Origin of the sequence: Pseudomonas sp. NFPP02, from assembly GCF_900119355.1 — a bacterium.
Lineage (GTDB): Bacteria > Pseudomonadota > Gammaproteobacteria > Pseudomonadales > Pseudomonadaceae > Aquipseudomonas > Aquipseudomonas paracarnis.
Map to the genome: position 1 here is coordinate 123,604 of NZ_FPJI01000009.1, position 21,134 is coordinate 144,737.

Sequence of the window (21,134 nt, forward strand, 5' to 3'; positions counted from 1 at the left end):
CCCATGAAAGGCCAATACATAACCATTGCATCGCAGTTTGCGCTGCACGCTTATTTACCGGTGCTGCTCACGCAGGCGTTCTGCTCGTCGCCTTGCAGGTATGGCATCAATAGGGGCGCCATGCCTTTGAGCACCTGCACCGGCAGCGCCGAGGTGAAGGTGAAACCCTGCGCCGAACTGCCGGGCACGAAGGCGGTGAGCGTGCCGAAGTGGCGCTCGCCGATATAAAACACAAAGGTGGCGGTGCGGTTGATCGCTTTGGAGCTGAGAATGCGCCCGCCGGCACCGATGGCTTCGATACGGTTATCGCCAGTGCCGGTCTTGCCGCCCATGGCCAACGGTGTGCCGTCGGCGTGTTTGAAACTGCCGGCGACGCGTTTGGCGGTGCCGGCATCGACCACCTGGGAGAGCGCGCCGCGCAGGGCCGTCGCCACCTCGGAAGGCATCACTCGGCGGGCGCGGTCGGGGGCATTGATCAGGCGGGTGTCATAGGGCGTGCCGGCAGCAAAGTGCAGGCTGTCAATGCGCAGCACCGGAATGCGTACGCCGTCATTGAGGATGATGCCCATCAACTCGGCCAGCGCTGCCGGGCGGTCGCCGGAGCTGCCGATGGCGGTCGCCAACGATGGCACCAGATGGTCAAACGGATAACCCACCGCTTTCCAGCGCTGATGAATATCCAGAAACGCTTCGATCTCCAGCATGGTGCGGATACGCCCGTCGCGGGCGCTCTGATGGCGGCTTTTGAATAACCAGCTGTAAACCTCCTGGCGTTCGAACTGACTGGCTTTGACGATCTCGCTGAACGTCGCGTCCGGATGGTTGAGCAGGTAGCCCATCAGCCACAGGTCCAGCGGGTGCACCTTGGCGATATAGCCCTGGTCAGGCAAGTCATAGGCGCCTGGGCCGTAGCTGTCGTACAGCGTGTCGAGGCGTTTGTCGTTCAGCGTCTGCTGGCCTTTGGTTCCCGCCAGGCGCGCACGCAGGAAGCTGTTGAAACTCTCGCGGCTGGCGTCGGGCAGCAGGTATCGGTGCACGGCCGCCAGGCGGATCGGCGTGGGATGCAGACTGTCGAGGAAGGTTTCCAGGCGCGCCTGGGTGTCTTTTTTCTGGTACTTCTTCCAGAACTTGAGCAAAAAAGCGGTGCCTTCGCGGTCGGCGAATTGCGCCAGGTATTCCTGGCGGCGTGGCTCGCTGTCGTCCTTGAGCAACTGCGCGCTGTTGTTGGCGCTGCTGTAGGTGACGTAGCGCACCAGGTCGCGCATCAGGCGGATGAACGGCAGGTTGATCGACTCGCGCAGGGCATCGCGCAGGCTCGGGTTGCGGCCGTTGTCCTGGTTGCGAAAGTTATGGAAGCGGTGCAGGCCGCCACCGGTGAAAAAGCTTTCGCCGGGGCTGGCCGAATAGGTGCGGTCCAAGGCCGCTTCGAGCATGTCTGCCAAGGATTTACCGGGATTTTGCAGCAGGTAGTCCACGGCCCAACGGCTGAGGCGGTCCTGCTCGGCGACCTCGACTTTTTTCAACGCTGCTGGCGTCAATGCGCCGTAGCGCTCATGTAGCTCGGCGATGATTTGCAGGTAGGTGGTCAGCACGCGCAACTTGGCGGTAGAACCCAATTCAAGCTTGCTGCCCTCGTTGATGTCGAACGGCTGGTCGGTGTTGTCGGTTTGCACCCGCACGCGCGCGCTGTCGGCGGTGCGCTCGAACAAGGTAAAGCTGTAGCGCACCTGCGGCGTGCTGGCGGGGGTGAGCAAGCGCTCGCCCAGCAGCCCGATCTCTTTGGCATAGACCGGGTCGGCCAGTTGCTTGAGGTACGCGGTGATCTGCTCCTGCAGTCGGCCTTGCAAGGTGCTGGTGGCGGACAGGTCCAGGCGGTCGAGGTCGTACAGCGGGCGATCGAGCAGCGCGGCCAGGCGGCTGCGGGCCACGCTGATGCCTTTGTTGGCCTCGATCTTCTGGGTGGTCGGTTGTTGCTGCCAGTCGCGGTAGGTGACCTGGCTGGCCAGCGCTGCCTTCAATAATCCCGGCTCGATCACGCCCTGTTGCGCCAGCAGTCGCAGGTGACTGTCGGTCAACTGCGCCAGCTCATCGCGGCCCTTGGTCAGGTAGTGGGACGGGCGGCGCTGGGCGATCATCAGCGACAGCACTTGGCGCAACGCCAGGCCACGGGCCGCCAGGCTGGGCTCGGTGTTCGTGGTGTCGGCCAGGGCCCGGTTGACCTGGTTGAAGTCGGCGCCATACCACACCCGCAGGCCTTCGGCCATGCCGTGCACTTCGCCGTGGCCGGGCACTGCCGAAAGCGGCACGCTGTTGAGGTAGTCGCGCACCACGTTCTGCCGAGCGAGGAGGGTGTCGGGGCCGTGCTGATAGGCGCGCACACTGGCCGAGAGCATCTGGCGCAGTTTTTCGCTGCCCGACAGGGTCAGGCCGTCCGGCGAATGGCGGTACTTTTCCAACTGCGTGGCAAGGGTGCTGCCGCCCGCCGTTTGCCCCGGCAGGTGCAACTGGCGCGCAACCTGTGACCACGCGGCCTTGGCAAAGCGCGGCCAGTCCACCGCCGGGTTGGCCTGGGCCGGCTGCGGGTCGAGCAACTCGCGGTTTTCGATAAACAGCAGGCTGCGCACCATCAACGGTGGCACGTCGCTGAACTGCTCATACAACTGCGTCGGGTAATTGAATTGATACAGCGGCGCGGCGCGGCAATCGGTGATGCTCAGCCCGGCCTGGATTTTTTCTGCGTAGGGAATAAACAGGCCGTGACGGCTGTAGTTCATCAGCGCCGCGGAGAAGCGTGCCTGGGACTCGATCACGTAATTACGCTTGAGCAGGCGCGGCAGGAAGTCGCCCAGGGCGCTGTAGCCCAGGCGCTGATCGAAGGGCCCGGCGCCGGGGTACAGGATCGCATCGCTGGATCCGGGTTCGACGCGGTAGGTCAACTGCGCGGCCCATTGGCTGAAGGTGCGAGCTTGCCAGCGAGCGCCGTGCATCTCGCGCAACGCGGCAAAACCCAGGGCGAGCAGCACCAGCAGGAGGATCAGCCAGAACAGCCGGCGCCATGGCCGGGGCGGTCTGAATTTTTTCGGCAATGGGGCGGGTGACGGGCTGTCGGCTTCAGCCTGGTGCGAGTCGGTTTGCCACAGTGCGCCCATAGTCGACTGATCCATTCCTACAGATTGATCGGACTTGTCTGAAGCGTAGACGCGAATTGCCTTGCCCATGAAGTTTGTCGACGGAACAGCACACAGCGCGTCATGGCAGGCGTTAATTGTCTAGGCCAGCGGGTCGCTCGGCGGCGGTTAGCGTTTGATTTTAACTGCCCTCAGAGTATCAACATGACCGCTTCCACCCCTCCAGCCGACTCACAGCACCTCATCACGAGCGAGCAAATCGAAACGTTGTTTCGCGAGCCGCCGTCATTGCTGGCGGTAGCGCAAGAAAGCGCCCAGGCCTACCTTGACCAGCATTTTGCTGAACACAAATGGCAGGCCGGTCTGATTTATATCGCTGCGCCCGCCGACACTGACGGTAGCCTCGTTTACCAGGCCTTGTCCGAGTGGCTGCTGCAACGCCTGGCCCTCGCCGGCCCGGTGTTGCTGGTGGCGGACTATCACGTGGTCGCCCAACGGGTGCGCGAGGTGTTTGTGGAAGGTGGCCCGAGCCTGGTTGAACTGGAACGGCTGATCAACCGTTGCGGCGCGCTGCTGTGGAGGACCTATGTGAAACGCCTGCAAGCCTGGTGGTCTGAAGAGCTGCCGGTGAACATGACGCGCTGGGGCTACCTGTCGGATGACCTGCTGACACTGCTATATGACTCACCCAAGCCGCCGGGATACAGCGAGGAGCAATTCGCCACACTGTTCCCCAAAACCCTGCTGCATCCGATTCGCCCGGATAACGAGTGGAGCGCCCACGGCGACGCATTGCGGGTGCAGGCGGTTTACCTGGCGGGGCCGCCCGTCGAGATGCTGCCGGTGCTGGTCCTTATTCACGGGCAACAGCGCTTGCTGTTCAGCCCGGCCAGTGGCCTGCACCCGCTGCGCGACGAGGACGAAATCGCTGCATGGTTGCCGGCTTTTGCTGAGGGCGCGCGCGTAGAGCAATGGTTTGCCGAGGACGTTGACAGCGATCCGTTCGACGCCCTGGCCGCGAGCTACCTGGCACGTCAACTGCGCGACATCGACCGGATCGACCGCAACCTGGCACTTGCACCGGGGCAGCATCAGGCGTTGCTCGACTACATCACCGATCCGCGACGCTGGTTCGTCGCCAGCCTGGGCGCGCGTCAGCAAGCGCTGCGCAGCGCCATGCCGCTGTGGCTGGCTCACGCCGACGAGCAAGACAGCATCGCCTATGCGCGCCTGCTCCAGGCGCTGGTGGTGGCCCGCGAGCAAAATGGCGGAAAACAGTATCTCGACGGTATCGACTCGATCCGTCAGTTTGCCGATGACGCGCTCAAAACTTGCCTGCACGCTCAACCAGCGGCGCGCAAAGTGCTGCCTGCCGATGTTCAGCTGACCTTTAAACGGGTGATTGCCGCCGCAGTGCCGGTGCCGGGAGGTTTCATAGCGGGCGAAGTCGACCTGATCACCGTAAGCCTGACCGAACTGGCGCTGGAAAACCTGGCCGGGTTCCCTCACACCGTCACCAGCATCACGTTGAACGACGCCCCGGCGCCCGGTTGGTTGACTTACGACCTGCTCAGCGGGTGTGTGCAAACGGCTGACGTCGGCCAGGCTTACCCGGCTTTGTTGAAAAGAAAGCTGTTGGATGATCCAACCGAAAACGCTCGGCGCTTGCAGTTGTTCAAGCGCCAATTACGCGTGCAGTTGCCGATGCTGGCGTTGGAACTGAAGATCAAGGACGAGCACGGCCTGACGCTGGATGGCTTCAGGCGCGTGCAGGCTGCGCTGCAATCGCGCCTGGCCGATCGTACGGTACAGGGCCAGGCAATGGCGCTGTGGCCGCTGGCGTTCAAGGCTTCGGCGGCTGCTGACGCCGATGAGGTGACCGCGCACTTCATCATTGGCCCAAGGGCCGGGCAGGCGGGCGTGCATCTGCTGTACCGGCCATTGCTCGAACCGATGTTGCAGGAGTACGCGTCGATCCAAGCGTTGTTCGAGGCCATCAAGGCGCCAGGCCCATTACAGGACAGCGTGTTGACCTGGATCGCTCCGGCACGCCAGGCGGTCTACGCCAACGGCGGCTTCAATGAACCGCATATCCGTCGCTTTTTGCCTGGCGATGAGTTCGGCGTGTATGACAAACCGCCGGCGGCGCAACTGCACAAGCAGTTGGGCACGCAAGGCCCCTGCACCCTGGTGTTCAACGGCACGGCAAAGGCTCTGGTTGCCCTGGCTGACCGGCAATCGGTATCGAACGCCGAACAACGCTGGGCCCATATGAAAGAGGTAGGTTGGCTGTTGTTTGCCAGTGTCCTGCCGTTGACCAGCGGGCCGTTGCAATTGGGCGGATGGCTGGTGCAATTGGTCGACAGCCTGCAGCAGGATATTCAGGACCTGGCCAGCGACGATGAACAGGCCAGGAACAAAGCCGTTACGGATGTACTGAGCAACCTGATGGCAATTCTTGCGCACCAGGCCACGCCCCACGCCCCCCATCAGGCGCTGCAACTGGAGCACCCCGTCTTTGCGCCGTTGGCACGCGCCGAGCCCGCCGCGTCGGTGCCCGTTCGTGTCCCCGTGCCTGCAATGTTCCACACCCCGATCCGTTGGAGTAATGCGCGTAAAGACCTGACCACCGCGCAGAATGCTCGGGCACGCCGCCTGAGCCTCAGGGTTTTCTCCGGAGAATGGAGCAACGCCGAGCAAAGCGGCCCGCGCCAGGGTTTGGTCTATGACACTTCCTTTTCACCACCGCAATGGCATGCCTTGGTACGCGGGCACGTGTATCGGGTGTTGGACGAGGCCAATGCGGTGCGGGTCGTCAGCGCCGATGGCCGCGAGAAAGGTCCCTGGTTGAAATCCTTGGGTGACGGGTATTGGGATTTTGATGCGCGATTGCACTTGCCAGGGGGCAATGCCGATTCCGCGCTCGAAGCCGAACTGCAGGCACTTGAAGTGTCCGAGCCAAGCCTTGAACAGCAATATCGTGATGCTGGGCGCGCACGTGACAGGGCCGGTGCAGCCATGATCGTGGCGCGTAAGCTGGCGCGCGAATCAAAGGGCAAGGTTACCGAGGCACAGTTGGCGCAACTTGAGGAACGCTACCGCAAGGAAATGCAGAATAAGGTGACGTCCTCGCAACAAGAGCTGCAATTGCTGATGCGTTTGCGTGCGATCAAGCCACGGCCTCGGTATGAAGAAGAACTTTGTGAAGTGCTGGAATCACTGATTCTGGGCCTGCAATTACTGGATGCCGACACGCGTGAGCAGATGCTGCAGATCAATGCGCGCATCCGCCCTCTGCTCGATGTCCTGCAAGATGAGAGTGAGGACGAAGCCGGCTCCGATCTTAATCGCCAGGCCCATGCTGACCTGGACCGCAACATGCGTGAGCAAGTGGCAGCCGAGGAGGCGGCGATTCGCTGGCGCACGCTGGAAAAAACCTATATTGACCAACTCAGGGCAGTGCCGCGGCTTGGGCGCAACAAGGCCCGCGAGCTGCAAAATGACTTGGCTGCACGGCCTTCGGTCCTGGATTTGCAAGCGTTGCAAGTGACCACACTGTGGGGCATCACCATTGATATCGAAGGCCCACCGCTGGAGGCGGAGTTTTTTGACAGCTTGAACCAGGTGATCAATCGTGCCCGCTGGGCCAGCCGCTCCCTGGCGGACCTGGAGCATCTTTCCATCGCGCGGGAAGAACGTGTAGAAGTGCTCAAAAGCCTGGGGCGCATCTATGCGCTCACCGACGACCACATTCAGTTCTGGCGCGCCATGGCGCCGGACACCTTTGACTTGGCCAATCTGCAAAAACTCCAGACGTTGCTGTCTGGCCTGCACCGTCAGGTTGAGGAGCAACTGGCTGACCTGCTGGACACCGCCCCCGGCGTGGTGTCGGTCAAGGCAGAGGCAGCAGGCTCGCGGCAAAAAAAGATCATCCGCACGCGCAACCGCGATGTGTATGTGGCCCGGGTCAAAGGCCCGACCGGCACCGCAGAGCTGGTGGACGACAAGGGCAGTGTGATCGCCACCTTCACCGAGGCCGACGACGGCGTATGGGAAGCGGTGGAACCGCCGGCCAAACCCCGTACGGCCAATCCGCAACTGGGTGCGCTGGTGAACAAGGGCCTGCGGCTGTTGGCAGGCGTCGACAACGCGATTGCGAAGGTGCAAGGCATGTCGGACAGGTGTGAGCCCGAATCCCTGCAAGCCCTGTTGGTGGCGCAAGCCAACAGTCGGCGTATGGTGGCGGCGGATATCGACAGAAAATTACGCAGCCTGGACGTCTCACGGCTGGCCGCCACCCAGCAGGCCAACGCCAGGGTGCGGGCCAGCGACTTGCGGGCCGCGGCGACGCGCCTGGAGGCGGCGGGTGTCGAGGCGCGTGTCCGGGCCAGCAAACTCAAGCTGACGCGGGCCGAAGATGTCGATTTCCTGCACGCGCTCAATGAGGTGCGCATCCAGCGACAAGGTGCCCGCGTACGCCTCAAGGGTAAAACCGTGGATTTTCTGCAAGTCTATGTTGTGCAGGATGCGCAAACGGCGCAGCCGCTGTGTTACGCGCACTTTCACTATGGAACCCGCCTGGGCCCGGACGATCACTACACCGCCGCCCACATCAAAAGCCCCGAGCAGCAGCGCTTGGGGCGCCAGGCCCAGGCCGAAGCTGAAGCCCAGGCGTTCGCCCGCATGCGCAGCGGCCAGACCGGGCGCGTGCAGCAAACCCTGGACATCGACCGTGCGAGCATTTCCCGGCTGCTGGCCAGACGTTTGTTTTTCAGTGTGGACTGAACGGCACGCCGGCTCCCACATTTGAACGGCCTCGGGGTGCAGAACCGCGCCATCATGTGCTTGCCCCCAGGTGTCCCGATCCTGACCGGTTATGCAATACTCTGCGCCGTTTTGCGCCGGGAAGGCCGATCTAGACGCTTGGTGCTTGCACCGTCCAAGCGGTTTTTCTCGGGGCTTATCGCCAAATTTCCTTGTTTATTGAGTGAAAAGACCTGACGTTAGCTTTTTATACTGCACGCCCGCTGACCTGTGCGCGTGAGTCGCACCAGGCGGATTTGCCCATGAGGCGAGTTCGGTCCAGCCGGTGTATCAGCCCATCCGCGGATACGCCCAGGCTCGGTGGCTAAATCCAATAACAAAATGAGGTTGTATTCCTATGCCTGTCGGCAAACCACTGCCCCCTGGCGAGACCGCTCAAGGCGGCCCGCTCAAACGCGAACTCGGCGAACGGCATATCCGCCTGATGGCGCTCGGCGCGTGTATCGGTGTGGGGCTGTTCCTGGGATCGGCCAAGGCCATCGAAATGGCCGGCCCGGCGATCATGCTCTCCTACATCATTGGCGGCCTGGCGATCCTGGTAATCATGCGCGCCCTCGGAGAGATGGCCGTGCACAACCCGGTGGCCGGTTCGTTCAGCCGCTATGCGCAGGATTACCTCGGTCCATTGGCAGGCTTTCTCACCGGGTGGAACTACTGGTTCCTGTGGCTGGTGACCTGCGTCGCAGAAATTACCGCGGTGGCGGTGTACATGGGGGTCTGGTTCCCCGATACGCCACGCTGGATCTGGGCACTGGCGGCGCTGATCAGCATGGGCACCATCAACCTGATCGCGGTCAAGGCGTTCGGTGAGTTCGAGTTCTGGTTCGCGCTGATCAAGATCGTCACCATCATTGCAATGGTGATCGGCGGCGTCGGTATCATCGCCTTCGGTTTCGGCAATGACGGCGTGGCGTTGGGCATTTCCAACCTGTGGACCCATGGCGGCTTCATGCCCAATGGTGTGCAGGGCGTGTTGATGTCCCTGCAAATGGTGATGTTCGCCTACCTGGGCGTCGAGATGATCGGCCTTACCGCCGGTGAAGCGCGTAACCCGCAGAAGACCATTCCCAGCGCCATCGGCTCGGTGTTCTGGCGCATCCTGCTGTTCTACGTGGGCGCGCTGTTCGTGATCCTGTCGATCTACCCGTGGAATGAAATCGGCACCCAGGGCAGCCCGTTCGTGATGACCTTCGAGCGTCTGGGCATCAAGACTGCCGCGGGTATCATCAACTTCGTGGTGATCACCGCCGCGCTGTCGTCCTGCAACGGCGGCATCTTCAGCACCGGGCGTATGCTCTACAGCCTGGCGCAGAACGGCCAGGCGCCGGCGACGTTCGGCACCACCTCCAGTAACGGCGTGCCACGCAAGGCCTTGCTGTTGTCGATCTTTGCCTTGTTATTGGGCGTACTGCTCAACTACCTGGTGCCGGACCAGGTGTTCGTATGGGTGACCTCCATCGCCACCTTCGGCGCGATCTGGACCTGGCTGATGATCCTGCTGGCCCAGCTCAAATTCCGCAAAGGCCTGAGCCCGGCGGAGCAGGCGGGCCTCAAGTACCGCATGTGGCTGTACCCGGTCAGCTCCTACCTGGCGCTGGCGTTCCTGGTGCTGGTGGTGGGCCTGATGGCGTACTTCCCGGAGACCCGTGTGGCGCTGTATGTCGGGCCTGCGTTCCTGGTGCTGTTGACCGTGTTGTACTACGTATTCAAGTTGCAGCCCGCCGTCGCCAATAGCAGCGCGACCCGCTCCGTTTAAATGTGCGGGCTTGCCTGCGATAGCGGTGGTTCAGTTGCAGATTAATTGACTGACCCCTCGCCTTCGCGAGCAAGCCCGCTCCCACAGGGGATTGGTGCCGGACGCTGACTCCGTGGGCAATACCCAACCAATGTGGGAGCTGGCTTGCCTGCGAAAGCGGTGGTTCAGTTGCCACCCCCGTGTCCGGCGGCGTCGCTAACTATGTAGTCGCGACGACGGCGCGGCTGGCGTAGCGTTGGTCCAGGCGCTTGTTCAGGTCCAGCCATGCCGCCAATACGCCCATCAACACAGCCCCCGCCAAGGCCGTGCATAACTTGATCGCCAGGCTGTCGCCGGCCATGGCATTGAGCATGTCGGCCAGTGGCGCCAGCACCACGCCCAGGCAAAACACTTCCAGGGAGTAACGCCCCATCCTCGCCAATTGCAGGGCCAGCCACTGCTGCGTCCAGCCGACGTCGGGGAGCAATTTGGCGGTGACGTAGGCCAATGCCAGGAAGTGCAGCAGGCGCACCGGGGACAGGTCGGTCTTGCTGATGGGGTACAGCCATTCGCCAATTACGCGTGGCATCCAGGCGTCATGCACCTCGGGCCAGCGCCACGACAGGGTGATCACACAAGTCACCAACACGTAGAGCGCAGCGGCCACGAACAAGGGTTGGCGCAGCAACGGCCGCGCTTCGGCGCGGCTGGGTGAGCGCAACGCGGCTGCGCCGCCGAGGATGAACAAGCATTGCCAGGTGATGGGGTTGAAGTACCACACTCCGCCGTTGCTCGCGGGCAAATTCCAGCCCTGCCAGGGCGCCAGCAGGTACACCGCCACCGAGATCGCCACCATCACGTTGGGCACATACACCAGCAGTGGCAGGGTGAGCGGCAGGCTCAGAATCAGCACGATGTACAACGGCAACGGGTCGGTGAGGTTGGGCTTGAAGCGCAGCAGCAACTCATCCATCAAGGCCTGTTGGGTATCGCTGAGAAAATACCCCAGGCCCATTTCCTGCACCAGGTCGCGAGTCTCGATATGGCTGTTGGCGAAAATCACGATGCCCATCAACAGCGCCAACAGGAAAATATGCGCCACGTAGAGTGTCCACACCCGACGCAGGATTTTCAGGCAGGCGAAGAGATAGCCCTCGCGCTGCAGAATCTTGCCGTAGGCCAGCACGGCTGCGTAGCCGGCCAGGAACACGAAGATTTCCGCGGCGTCACTGAACCCGAAGTTCTGCACGGTGATGTTGGCGAGGGGGTTGTGAGGCACGTGATCCCAGAAAATGAAGATCAACGCCAGGCCCCGAAAAAAGTCGATGCGCGGGTCGCGTCCGTTCAGCATGGCAGCGGGCTCTTGAACAAGTTGTTTAATGACGATAGGTGAGCGCGGGCGTCGCCGCACGTCGGGCGGGCGGAGGTTGGCGGTATTTGTAAGCAATTGCAAAGGCTGGGTATTACTGAATGTCTCTAGAGATCAATGATCACCAGGGTGCCCTGGCTGCCGGCGAGCACACCGTGGGCAGTGCCGGCTTCCACCAGGTACATCTGGCCGGCGTCCACCCTGATGGCTTGATCACCGATACGCAGGTGCAAGTACCCACTGATCACCAACAACCCTTCGTTGTAGTCGTGGGTTTCTTCCTCGTACGTCTGTTCATCCATGCGCAGTACTTTGATCCGCGCCGGGCCAACCTGGCCCAGCCGTGTGGATGTCCAACTGTCGGGCAGTTGCGCGGCGATTACGGCGAAGTCCAGTAACGGCATGTGAATCTCCTTGTTTTCAACGATGCCGTCGGTGGTCCGGTTCAGCAGGCGGTGGGTCTTGTCAGAAAATGTCCATCAACAAGACCCGGCACGGCTTGGCTTGATGCTCATTGATCTGGGGCACCAACCGGGTGAAGTGCTCGGTCTGGCAGTGCGCATCCAGCGCCGCTTGATCTGGCCATTGCTCGATAAAAATGAAGTGCCCAGGGTCTTTTTGATCGATGAACAAATCGTAGGCGATGCACAGCGGTTCCTGGCGGGTTTTTTCCACCAGTTCAGCGTACCAAGGGCGCACGGTTTCCAAATGTTCGGGCTTGATAAAGTCTTCGGCGATGACTTTCAACATGCTAGGTGTCCTTTAGGCTGCAGCAATTTCATGCGGCTCAAAACTGTCCGCCCGCGCCATCTGCCACATCCGCGAATAAAACTCGCCGTTCACTTCCCCTGTGAGCAATTCCCCAGGCTTGAGGAATACATGCAACTGCGAAAACAGTTTGATCTCGGTCGCCGACATGCGTCGTACCAAGTGCTTGGCCGACAACTGCGACGGGTGATCGAGCCCGGCGGCGGCGAGCATTTCTGCCAAAGCGTGCAGCGTGTTGCGGTGGAAGTTGAACACGCGCTGGGCCTTGTCCGGCACCACCAGCGCGCGTTGGCGCAGCGGGTCTTGGGTGGCGACGCCAGTCGGGCATTTGTTGGTGTGGCATGACTGCGACTGAATGCAGCCAATGGCGAACATGAAACCACGCGCCGAGTTGGCCCAGTCGGCGCCGATGGCCAGGACGCTGGCGATGTCGAACGCGCTGACAATCTTGCCGCTGGCGCCGAGCTTGATCTTGTCGCGCAGGTTCAGGCCCACCAGGGTGTTATGCACGAACAGCAGGCCTTCGCGCAGCGGCACGCCGATATGGTCGGTGAATTCCACCGGCGCGGCACCGGTACCGCCTTCCTTGCCGTCCACCACGATAAAGTCCGGAAGGATGCCGGTTTCGAGCATGGCCTTGGCGATGCCCATGAATTCCCACGGATGGCCCAGGCAGAACTTGAAGCCCACAGGTTTGCCGCCGGACAGTTCGCGCAACTGAGCGATGAACTGCATCAGCTCGATCGGCGTGGAAAACGCGCTGTGACGCGACGGCGAGATGCAGTCTTCACCCATCATGATGCCGCGGGTGTCGGCGATTTCCTGGGTGACCTTGTGCTTGGGCAAAATCCCGCCATGGCCGGGCTTGGCGCCTTGGCTCATCTTGATTTCGATCATGCGCACTTGGGGGTTCTGAGCCTGCACGGCGAAGCGTTCGGGGTCGAAACGGCCGTCGCTGGTGCGGCAGCCAAAGTAGCCGCTGCCCAGTTCCCAGGTGAGGTCGCCGCCGTTTTCGCGATGGTAGGGGCTGATGCTGCCTTCGCCGGTGTCGTGGGCAAAGTTGCCGAGCTTGGCGCCGTGGTTGAGTGCCCGGATCGCGTTGGCGCTCAATGAGCCGAAGCTCATCGCCGAAATATTGAACACCGACGCCGAGTACGGCTGTGTGCACTGCGGGCCGCCGACCATCACGCGAAAACTGCTGGGGTCGCTCAGTGGCGCAGGGCGCATGGAGTGGCCGATAAATTCGAAGCCTGACTGGTACACGTCAATCAGGGTGCCGAAGGGTTTGTCTGCCGTTTCGTTCTTGGCGCGCGAATACACCAGCGAGCGCTGGGCGCGGGAGAAGGGCAGGGCGTCGCTGTCAGACTCCAGCAGGTACTGGCGGATTTCCGGGCGGATGGTTTCTACCAAGTAACGGATATTGCCCAGGATCGGATAGTTGCGGCGCACCGCATGGGGGCTTTGCAGCAGGTCGACAATGCCGATCAGGCTGAGTACACCGGTGACCAGCGTGATCGGCCACAGCCATTCATGTTCGATAAAGGGAAGGCTGGCGAGGGTGAAAATGACGCACACAGCAAAGAAGGCGTAGCGGCTTAACAAGGACAGGCTCATACGGTTTCCTTGGGTTCGGACTCTTCAGGTCGATTAACCATTCTGCACCTGTCGACAAAGCACGGACAAGGATTGATCGTCCAGTCAGCTATTTGGGCCTCTGCGTATTTGTACAGAAAAAAATTATCAGCTGATCAGGAACGTATTGCTGCCCCATCACATTCATTGAGTGTCTGGTTGTGACCGGGCGCTGTGAAAGTAAGGACACTTTATCAAGAAGGAATTTATAACGACCAAAACGAGTGACTTACCTATGACGACATCGATAGCGGTAGGGAATGCTTTTTCCAATGTCTGGAATTCTGCCCCCTCCAGCCACGATTGGAATAAAAGCCAGTTAACCGGCCCGCTACGGGAGCAAATTGCCCAAGAACACAAACGCATGGAAGGTATCGAAAAACCCGAGCAGGATGTGAGCCGAAAGCCGGAGATTGCCACAGGCCGCCCACCGGGTGATAACCGCACCGCCGAACAAATCGTCAACGATAATCCGATCCTCAAAAAACTGGGTCATCAAAAAGATGTCAGTCGCTCATTGGCTTACAAACTTCTGGGGGATTGGACGAGTAACAACAAAGACCCGGACGCACGGGCTGATGCAGCCTTCAACGCTGCGCGGGTGCTCAACTATATCGATACGTCTTTATCGGCTGACGGCGAACACCGAGGCAAGGCGCACGGAAATGGCGACCTTGAAGGCATTACCCGTAGCGGCGACGCTCGGCACGGTACACCTGCAGGCATGTGGAAAGACTTTACGGAACAGGGTTATTTAGCCTTGCATGAGCATCACCGTCTGGATAGTACCAGCGACACCCATGTCAGGAAGGACGGCACCAACAAAGATAACGTGCAGTGGGCTGCCGGCGAGGCTGGAAAGAGAATCCGGTTTGTCCCTGGGCTCAGCAACATTCTTCTAGGTATTGGCGATTCGGAACCGGGAGTGATCGGAGCTATCAAAGGGGCCAAGGCGGGTTTTGACAAAACTCGGGCTGATGGCTTCGATGAAGCGCTCGCCAGCGCTACGAGAGGAGATCTTGTCGGCGTCGTTAAAGGGTATATCAATGCCGTGAAGAACAACGAAGCCAAGCCGAATGAGGCCCAGTCAGCACTGGATAAGATCAGCAGTTAAGCCAGTTTGGTTTTAATGGTTGGACGCCCCAGGAAACGGATTTCCAGAAGGCCCCATAGCTCCTCGCGCTCTACCTTTATTGCAAGAGGTTCTCGTTTGGATGTTCGGTGTTGTGTTACTGTATAACAAATCAACCGCACCCAGACGCCCCGGAGGCCTCATGAAAGCTGGTATCCACCCCGACTACCGCACCGTGCTGTTCCACGACACCGCCGCCGATGTGTTCTTCCTCATCGGTTCCACCGCCGACAGTGATCGCACCCAGAAACACAGCGACGGCAACACCTATCCCTACATCCCCCTGGACGTCTCCAGCGCCTCGCACCCGGTCTACACCGGCCAGCAGCGCAAGACCCAGGCCGAAGGCCGGATTGCCGGGTTCAACAAGCGTTTTGCATCGTTTGGGTCGAGCCCGAAAAAAGCTGACGCATGAGCATGATTCGGCGGCGTGCCCTACGCCGCCGTCTGCCGAATCGGCAGTACTACCCGAAACTTCGTACCCTTGCCCACCTCACTGCTGACGCTGATATCGCCACGGTGTTTCTTGACGATCCCGTAGGACAACGACAAACCCAACCCGGTACCTTCGCCCACAGGCTTGGTGGTGAAGAACGGGTCGAAGATCTTCTGCACGGTGTCGGGGGCAATCCCACAGCCGTTGTCTGCGACTTCCAGCCACACGTTCTCGCCGTCCACCCCGTTGCTGATGGTGATGGTGCCGCGCTCAGGGCCCATGGCTTGTGCGGCGTTGATCACCAGGTTCATCACCACCTGGTTGAGTTGCGAGGCCAGGCACTCGATTTCCGGCAGCGGCGTGTAGTGCTTGACCACATCGGCCTTGTACTTGAGTTCGCTGGCGACGATGTTCAGCGTCGAATCAATGCCTTGCTGCAGGTTGGCGAATTGCCAGGTCTGGTCGTTATCCACCCGTGAGAAGTTCTTCAGGTCCTTGACGATCTGCACCACACGGCCGATGCCTTCCTTGGATTCGCGGATCAGGATCGGAATGTCGTCCTTGAGAAAATCCAGGTCCAGCTCGTTGCGCAATGCCATGAGCGGTTCGCGATGTTCTGGCGCCCCGATGTGCGCTTCGCTGCGCTGGTAGGCATCGAGCATCTGTTGCAGCTGCTTGAAGTAACTGTCGAGGGTGCTGAGGTTGGAGGAAATAAAGCCCACGGGGTTGTTGATCTCATGGGCGACGCCGGCCGCGAGTTGCCCCAGCGAGGCGAGTTTTTCCGACTGCACCAGTTGGCTTTCCAGGTGCTTGCGCTCTTCAATTTCCAGTTGCAGCGCTTGGGTGCGCTCTTCCACCAACCGCTCCAGCTGCGAGGTTTGCAGGGAAGCGCGGCGCGCCATGTCCCATTTGTTGGCCAGGGTGTTGGCCATTTGCTGGACTTCAATGTTGTCGAACGGCTTTTTCAGGATCAGCAGGCGGTCGTGGGCGTGCAGGCGAAACAACAGGTCATCCCAGGAATAGTCCGAGTAGGCGGTGCACACCACCACTTGCAAGTCGGGGGCGACTTTCCATAGTTCTTCAATGGTCTTGGCGCCGTCCCAGCCCTGGGGCATGCGCATGTCAACGAAGGCCAAGGCGTAGGGGCGCTGCTGCGCCATGGCGCTGGTCAGCAAGCCCAGGCCTTCCTCGCCGCCATACGCGCCGTGCAGTTCGAATGCCTGGGCTTGAGGTTTGGCGGTGTCGCCGAACAACGCCGACTCCATTTCATCCAGCGCTTCGGTTGAGGCTTCGTCGGGCATCAGGATCTTGCGAAAATCCTCATGAATGGACGGTGTGTCATCGATCAGCAGGATGCGCCGGTTGGGAGGTTGGTTCATGAGCTGCTTCCGGCAAGGGTCAGGGGGATGGTCAAGGTGAAGACGGCGCCAAGGCCCGGCCCGTCGCTGTGGGCGCTGAGCTGGCCGTTCATTTCCACGGCGGCCAGGGCGCAGCTGTGCAGGCCGAAGCCGTGACCTTCCTTGCGGGTGGTAAAACCGTGGGTGAAGATACGTGCCATGTTCTCGGGCGGTATGCCTTCGCCATCGTCCTTCACACTGATCTTCAGGGTCTGGTCGCCTACCGATTCCACCGCCAGGGTGATTTGCCGTGGCCGCTCAGACAGTTTGTCCATGGCGTATTTGGCGTTGCTGATCAGGTTGACCATGATCAGCAATAACCTGTGCTTGTCCGCCAAGATCTCCGGCACCGGGGCGTACGCCTTCACAACAGTGACATGGTGACGGCTCAGCGCGCCGGCGTTCATGCGCAGGGCGTCGTCCATCAAGGCGCTGATATTGACCGGCTCCAGCAAGGTAGACGCACCCGCATAGGATTGCTGGGTCGAGACGATGTCCTTGATGTGGTCCACGCTTTTGCTCAACTGCACCAGCTCATCGCTCATGCCTTGCTGTTCGATGGCAATCGCTTCGACCAACTGGTTCAGATAGCCCGGCAGCAACTTGCCCTTTTCATCCTCGGTAAGGAAAGTGCCCAGGTCGCCTTGGTGAGCGTTGATCAGTTGCATGGCCTTGCCCAGGCCGAGTGCCTTGCTGCTGCGCAGCTTGCGGCTGACCAGGTCGGCAGAGATGTTCACACTGTTGAGCACGTTACCGACGTTGTGCAGCACGTTGGTGGCGATCTCCGCCATGCCGGCCTGGCGGGCGCTGTTCATCAGCTCGCTCTGGGCATCCTTGAGCTGTTGCGTGCGCCGCTCCACCCGTTGCTCCAGGGTTTCGTTGGCGGCCTGCAACGCGCGGTTGACGCGATTGATCTCGGCGAAGCTACGCAACAGGCGCACCGCCAGGTAGAGCAGCATTACCACCAGCAAGGTCGAGAAGATCAGCAGGTAGCGATGGTACTGATGATCGATGAGGTCAGTGGCCTGCTGGTCCTGATTGAGGTGAGTGGTCAGGTCATCGAGGTGTTCGGCCACCGGCACGGCGGCAATCCGCTCGAGCAGGCTGTTGACCAGTGGCTGTTCGCGCAGGATCAGCGAAATATGATTGCTGAGGATCTCCACCGGTGCCTGGAACTCGCTGGGCAGGCTCTGTTGGTTGATGGCCAGCTTGCCCAGGCCCACCAGGATATCGGCGGCACGTTCGTCGCTGGTGACTTGGGCGAACTCCAGGCTGCTGAGCAGCAGGTCGTAAGTGTCGGTGGCCACGCTTTGCAGTTGCAGGCGGCCTTCGTCGGTCATGCTGTTGAATTGGGCCTGGATGTCGTCTTCGGCCGTCGGCAAAAAAGCCAATGAGTTACGCAGCACTGCGTTGTGGGATTTGAACTGGTCGACGAGCCGGGCTTTTTCCTCGATGGCCGTCAGGTACGCCGCATGGCTGGCTTGCCAACCGGGCAGGTCGGCAGCGCTGTGGTAGGTGTCGCGGCTTTCCAGTTCAGCGCCGATACGGGTCATCTCGGTCAGCGGTGTGACCAGTGGGTCGTAGTTGTGGGTGATCGCGATGCGGGCCTTGAGTACTTCGCTGTCCCACTGAGCATTGAGCTGCTGGAGTTGGCGGATCAAGTCGCGCGACTGGGTATAAGTGGCTGTCTGGTCGCGTGAAGACTTGAGGTACAAAAACACCAGGGTGGAGGCCAGGAACAGGGTGATGAGGCCTAGCAGGATTTGGCTGGTGCGTCGGCGTGACAAGGGTCTCATAACGGCTTGCCCGCCCATTCGCCGGTCAGGGTCTTGAGAAACTGGATAATCAGGTCCTTGTCTTCCTGGGACGGGTTGCGCCCCAACTGGTACTTGAACATCACGTCAACCGCCTCTTCAAGGGTCTTGGCCGAGGCGTCGTGGAAGTACGGCGCCGTGACGGCCACATTGCGCAGGCTGGGCACCTTGAACACATGGCGGTCTTCTTCATCCTGGGTCAGCAGGTAGCGCCCCAGGTCCGATTCCAGCGGGTTGCCGCGGGCCTTGAAGTAATCGCCCATCACGCCGAATTTCTGGAACATATTGCCGCCAATGTTCACGCCCTGGTGACAGGCAATGCAGCCGTAATCCTTGAAGCGTTGGTAGCCGTATTTTTCCTGGCGGGTCAGGATATCGGTGTTGCCCAGCAAGTATTGGTCAAACCGCGAATTGGGTGTCAGCAGCGTACGCTCGTAGGTGGCCAGGGCGTTTTGCACATTGGAAGCGGTGACGCCATCGGGATAGGCCTGTTTGAACGCGTTCTGGTAGGCGGGCAGGGCGGACAGGTTGCGCACCACGGTATTCCAGTCACTGCCCATTTCCACCGGGCTGATCACCACCTGCTCGACCTGGGCCTGCAGCGTGTCCACCCGACCGTTCCAGAACTGTTTGAAGTTCAGGCTGGCATTGAATACGGAAGGGGTATTGATCTGCACCGGTTTGCCGTCAAAGCCAATGGAGAATGGCTTGTTGTCGGCGCCGCCGCTGGTCAGTTGGTGACAGCTCGCGCAGGACAAGGTGTTGTTGACCGACAAGCGCGGCTCATTGAACAACTGGCGACCCAACTCAACCTTGGCCGGGTCCAGTACTGGAACCGCCGGCAAGGGCTTGAGCGCTTCGTCCAGCGGTGCGGCTGACAGCGATGCGGTGCTCAGGCATAACGCGAACATCAGGCCGGAACGGTAGTTTACGACATTGCTCAAGCGAGCACTCCTTGCAGGCCCAGGGCTATTTATTTTATTGATCCGGCATCAGTGTCGCGCTATCCGTTTGCAGCAGCTGCACAAAATCTTTCGAAGGCAGCGCCTTGCTGAACAGAAAGCCCTGGCCCTCCTCACACCGCTGGGCTTTGAGGAAATTCAATTGGTCGACGGTTTCCACACCTTCGGCAATGATGTTCAGCTCCAGGCTCTTGCCCATGCCGATGATAGCGCTGATCAGTTGTTCGTCCTGGCTATTGATGCGCAGGCCGCGCACGAAGGATTGGTCGATCTTCAGCACGTCGATGGGAAAGCGCCGCAGGTAGCTGAGGCTGGAGTAGCCGGTGCCGAAATCGTCCAGGGCCAGGCGGATGCCCATGGCCTTGATCTTTTGCAGGGTTTCCACGGTTTCGTCGACGTTCTGCATGAGCACGCTTTCGGTGATTTCCAGTTCCAGTTGGGTGGGCGGCAGGCCTGTTTCTTTCAGGATGGCGGCCAGGTTGTCGACGAAGTCCCGTTGGCGAAAGTCGATTGCCGAAATGTTCACCGACATGCGCAGGGGCGCCAGGCCCATCTCACGCCAGGCTTGGGCTTGTGCGCAGGCTTGGCGCAGTACCCACTGAGTCAGGCGCACGATCAGGCCGCTGTCTTCGGCGACCGGAATGAACTCCGCCGGGCTGACCCAACCCGACTGCGGTCGAAACCAGCGGGTCAGCGCTTCCGCACCGACGATGCGCCCGGACTCCAGCGCCAGCTTGGGTTGGTAATGCAGCACAAATTCATCGCGGTCCAGCGCCTGGCGGATCGCGCTTTCCAGGTTTTGCTGATGCTGGGCGCGCAGGTTCATGTCTTCGGTGTAAAAGCTGAAATCCCCCGGGCCGCGTTCTTTGCTGGTGCGCATCGCGGTTTCAGCGTGCTTGAGCAAACCCACGGCATTGTCGCTGTCATCGGGGTAAATACTGATGCCCAGGCTGGCGCTCACACTCAGGTCATGCCCCGCAACATGGCGAGTCGCGCTGACGGCATTGAGTACCTTTTGCGCAATGTGCTGGGTTTGCTGGGGATGCAGGATATCGTTAAGCAGCACCACGAACTCGTCAGAGCCATAACGAAACACCGAATCCGACGCCCGCACCGCCGCCACCAGGCTCAGGCTGACCTGCGCAAGCACCTCGTCGCCGGCCGGATAGCCCAGGGCGTTGTTGATGCGCTTGAAGCGGTCGAGCCCCAGAAACATCACCGCCAGTTGCGTGTCGTGCCTGCGGCCCAAGGCGATCGCCTGGGTCAGGCGGTCGCCCAGCAACGTGCTGTTGGGTAACTCCGTCAGGGCGTCGTATTGCAATAAGTGCGAGACCTTGAGCAGCTCCTGCACGCGTTCCTCGATGGTGCGTTCCAGGCTGATCACTTTGAGGGCCGCGTCCTGGGCCAGTTGCCATTTCCAGGTCAGGGCGCTGGCCATCTGGCGGATTTCCAGGTGGTCGAAGGGCTTTTTCAGGATCAGCAGTTGGTCGTTGTATTTCAGGCGCGCTTCGATTGCCTCGAAGGAGTAGTCGGAATAGGCCGTGCAGAGCGCGATTTGCAGGTTGGGGTCCGCCTCCCACAACTGTTCGATGGTGTGCAGGCCGTCCCAGCCTGGGGGCATGCGCATGTCGATAAACACCATGGCGTAGGGCGAGTGGGCGTCCAGGGCCTTCTTGACCAGCGCCAAGGCTTCCTGGCCCTGATAGGCCGAATCCAGGTCAAACGCCTGGCGCGCCGGCGCGGTGGTGCCGAAGAGGGTGGACTCCAGGGTGTCGAGGGAGGGCTCGCCGTGCTCGTCGACACAGAGGATCTTGCGAAAATCCTGGTGGATCGAAGCGGTGTCGTCGACGATCAGGATGCGCCGGTTGGCCCGGCCCGATTCCGTCTTCATGGCGCACTCGGCACGTGCAAAAGGCTTGATGGCATGACAATTCCTT

Annotated in this window: 13 protein-coding genes; 4 read left to right on the forward strand and 9 right to left on the reverse strand. The window is 60.7% G+C overall.

Annotated elements, in window-relative coordinates; translation table 11 throughout:
• Window positions 1-50 precede the first annotated feature (50 nt).
• The gene (locus BT204_RS17115; protein ID WP_072447590.1) at window positions 51-3,149 is read right to left on the reverse strand and encodes a transglycosylase domain-containing protein; all 3,099 of its coding nucleotides are present in this window, start codon (window positions 3,147-3,149) and stop codon (window positions 51-53) included.
• A 183-nt stretch (window positions 3,150-3,332) separates the two neighbouring features.
• Between BT204_RS17115 and BT204_RS17120 the strand changes: the two genes are divergently transcribed.
• Both BT204_RS17120 and BT204_RS17125 read left to right on the forward strand, forming a co-directional pair.
• Window positions 3,333-7,913 (forward strand): hypothetical protein, encoded by a 4,581-nt coding sequence (locus BT204_RS17120; RefSeq protein WP_072447592.1) that lies wholly within the window; start codon window positions 3,333-3,335, stop codon window positions 7,911-7,913.
• A gap of 376 nt (window positions 7,914-8,289) precedes the next feature.
• Complete coding sequence (locus tag BT204_RS17125) at window positions 8,290-9,708, forward strand: amino acid permease (RefSeq protein WP_054897689.1); 1,419 nt, start codon at window positions 8,290-8,292, stop codon at window positions 9,706-9,708.
• Between the two features lie 199 nt (window positions 9,709-9,907).
• Here BT204_RS17125 and BT204_RS17130 read toward each other — a convergent pair whose 3' ends face one another.
• From BT204_RS17130 to BT204_RS17145, 4 genes are all read right to left on the reverse strand, one after another.
• Window positions 9,908-11,038: an OpgC family protein gene (locus BT204_RS17130; protein WP_054897690.1), complete on the reverse strand. Its 1,131-nt coding sequence runs from the start codon at window positions 11,036-11,038 to the stop codon at window positions 9,908-9,910.
• Between the two features lie 125 nt (window positions 11,039-11,163).
• A complete protein-coding gene (locus BT204_RS17135) occupies window positions 11,164-11,460 on the reverse strand; it encodes a cupin domain-containing protein (protein ID WP_054897691.1) in 297 nt (98 codons plus the stop codon).
• A 61-nt stretch (window positions 11,461-11,521) separates the two neighbouring features.
• Window positions 11,522-11,806 (reverse strand): putative quinol monooxygenase, encoded by a 285-nt coding sequence (locus BT204_RS17140; RefSeq protein WP_054897692.1) that lies wholly within the window; start codon window positions 11,804-11,806, stop codon window positions 11,522-11,524.
• A gap of 12 nt (window positions 11,807-11,818) precedes the next feature.
• The gene (locus tag BT204_RS17145; protein WP_054897693.1) at window positions 11,819-13,438 is read right to left on the reverse strand and encodes an FMN-binding glutamate synthase family protein; all 1,620 of its coding nucleotides are present in this window, start codon (window positions 13,436-13,438) and stop codon (window positions 11,819-11,821) included.
• A gap of 253 nt (window positions 13,439-13,691) precedes the next feature.
• Here BT204_RS17145 and BT204_RS17150 point away from each other — a divergent pair, with 253 nt between their 5' ends.
• Complete coding sequence (locus tag BT204_RS17150) at window positions 13,692-14,570, forward strand: hypothetical protein (protein WP_072447594.1); 879 nt, start codon at window positions 13,692-13,694, stop codon at window positions 14,568-14,570.
• A gap of 160 nt (window positions 14,571-14,730) precedes the next feature.
• Window positions 14,731-15,003 carry a type B 50S ribosomal protein L31 gene (locus BT204_RS17155; protein WP_034126440.1) on the forward strand — a complete coding sequence of 91 codons (273 nt, stop codon included), beginning with the start codon at window positions 14,731-14,733 and terminating at the stop codon, window positions 15,001-15,003.
• A gap of 20 nt (window positions 15,004-15,023) precedes the next feature.
• Here BT204_RS17155 and BT204_RS17160 read toward each other — a convergent pair whose 3' ends face one another.
• The 4 genes from BT204_RS17160 to BT204_RS17175 are packed head-to-tail and all read right to left on the reverse strand — an operon-like array spanning window position 15,024 to window position 21,088.
• Entirely contained in the window at window positions 15,024-16,403 is a 1,380-nt protein-coding gene (locus tag BT204_RS17160; protein WP_072447596.1) for an ATP-binding protein, read from the reverse strand.
• Window positions 16,400-18,217 (reverse strand): DAHL domain-containing protein, encoded by a 1,818-nt coding sequence (locus BT204_RS17165; protein WP_054897696.1) that lies wholly within the window; start codon window positions 18,215-18,217, stop codon window positions 16,400-16,402. The genes BT204_RS17160 and BT204_RS17165 overlap by 4 nt, the downstream gene beginning before the upstream one ends.
• Window positions 18,214-19,179, reverse strand: coding sequence for a cytochrome-c peroxidase (locus tag BT204_RS17170; RefSeq protein WP_072447598.1), 966 nt, complete (start codon window positions 19,177-19,179; stop codon window positions 18,214-18,216). Before BT204_RS17170 ends, BT204_RS17165 begins: the two co-directional genes overlap by 4 nt.
• A 34-nt stretch (window positions 19,180-19,213) precedes the next feature.
• Window positions 19,214-21,088 (reverse strand): putative bifunctional diguanylate cyclase/phosphodiesterase, encoded by a 1,875-nt coding sequence (locus BT204_RS17175; protein WP_072447600.1) that lies wholly within the window; start codon window positions 21,086-21,088, stop codon window positions 19,214-19,216.
• Between the last annotated feature and the right edge of the window lie 46 nt (window positions 21,089-21,134).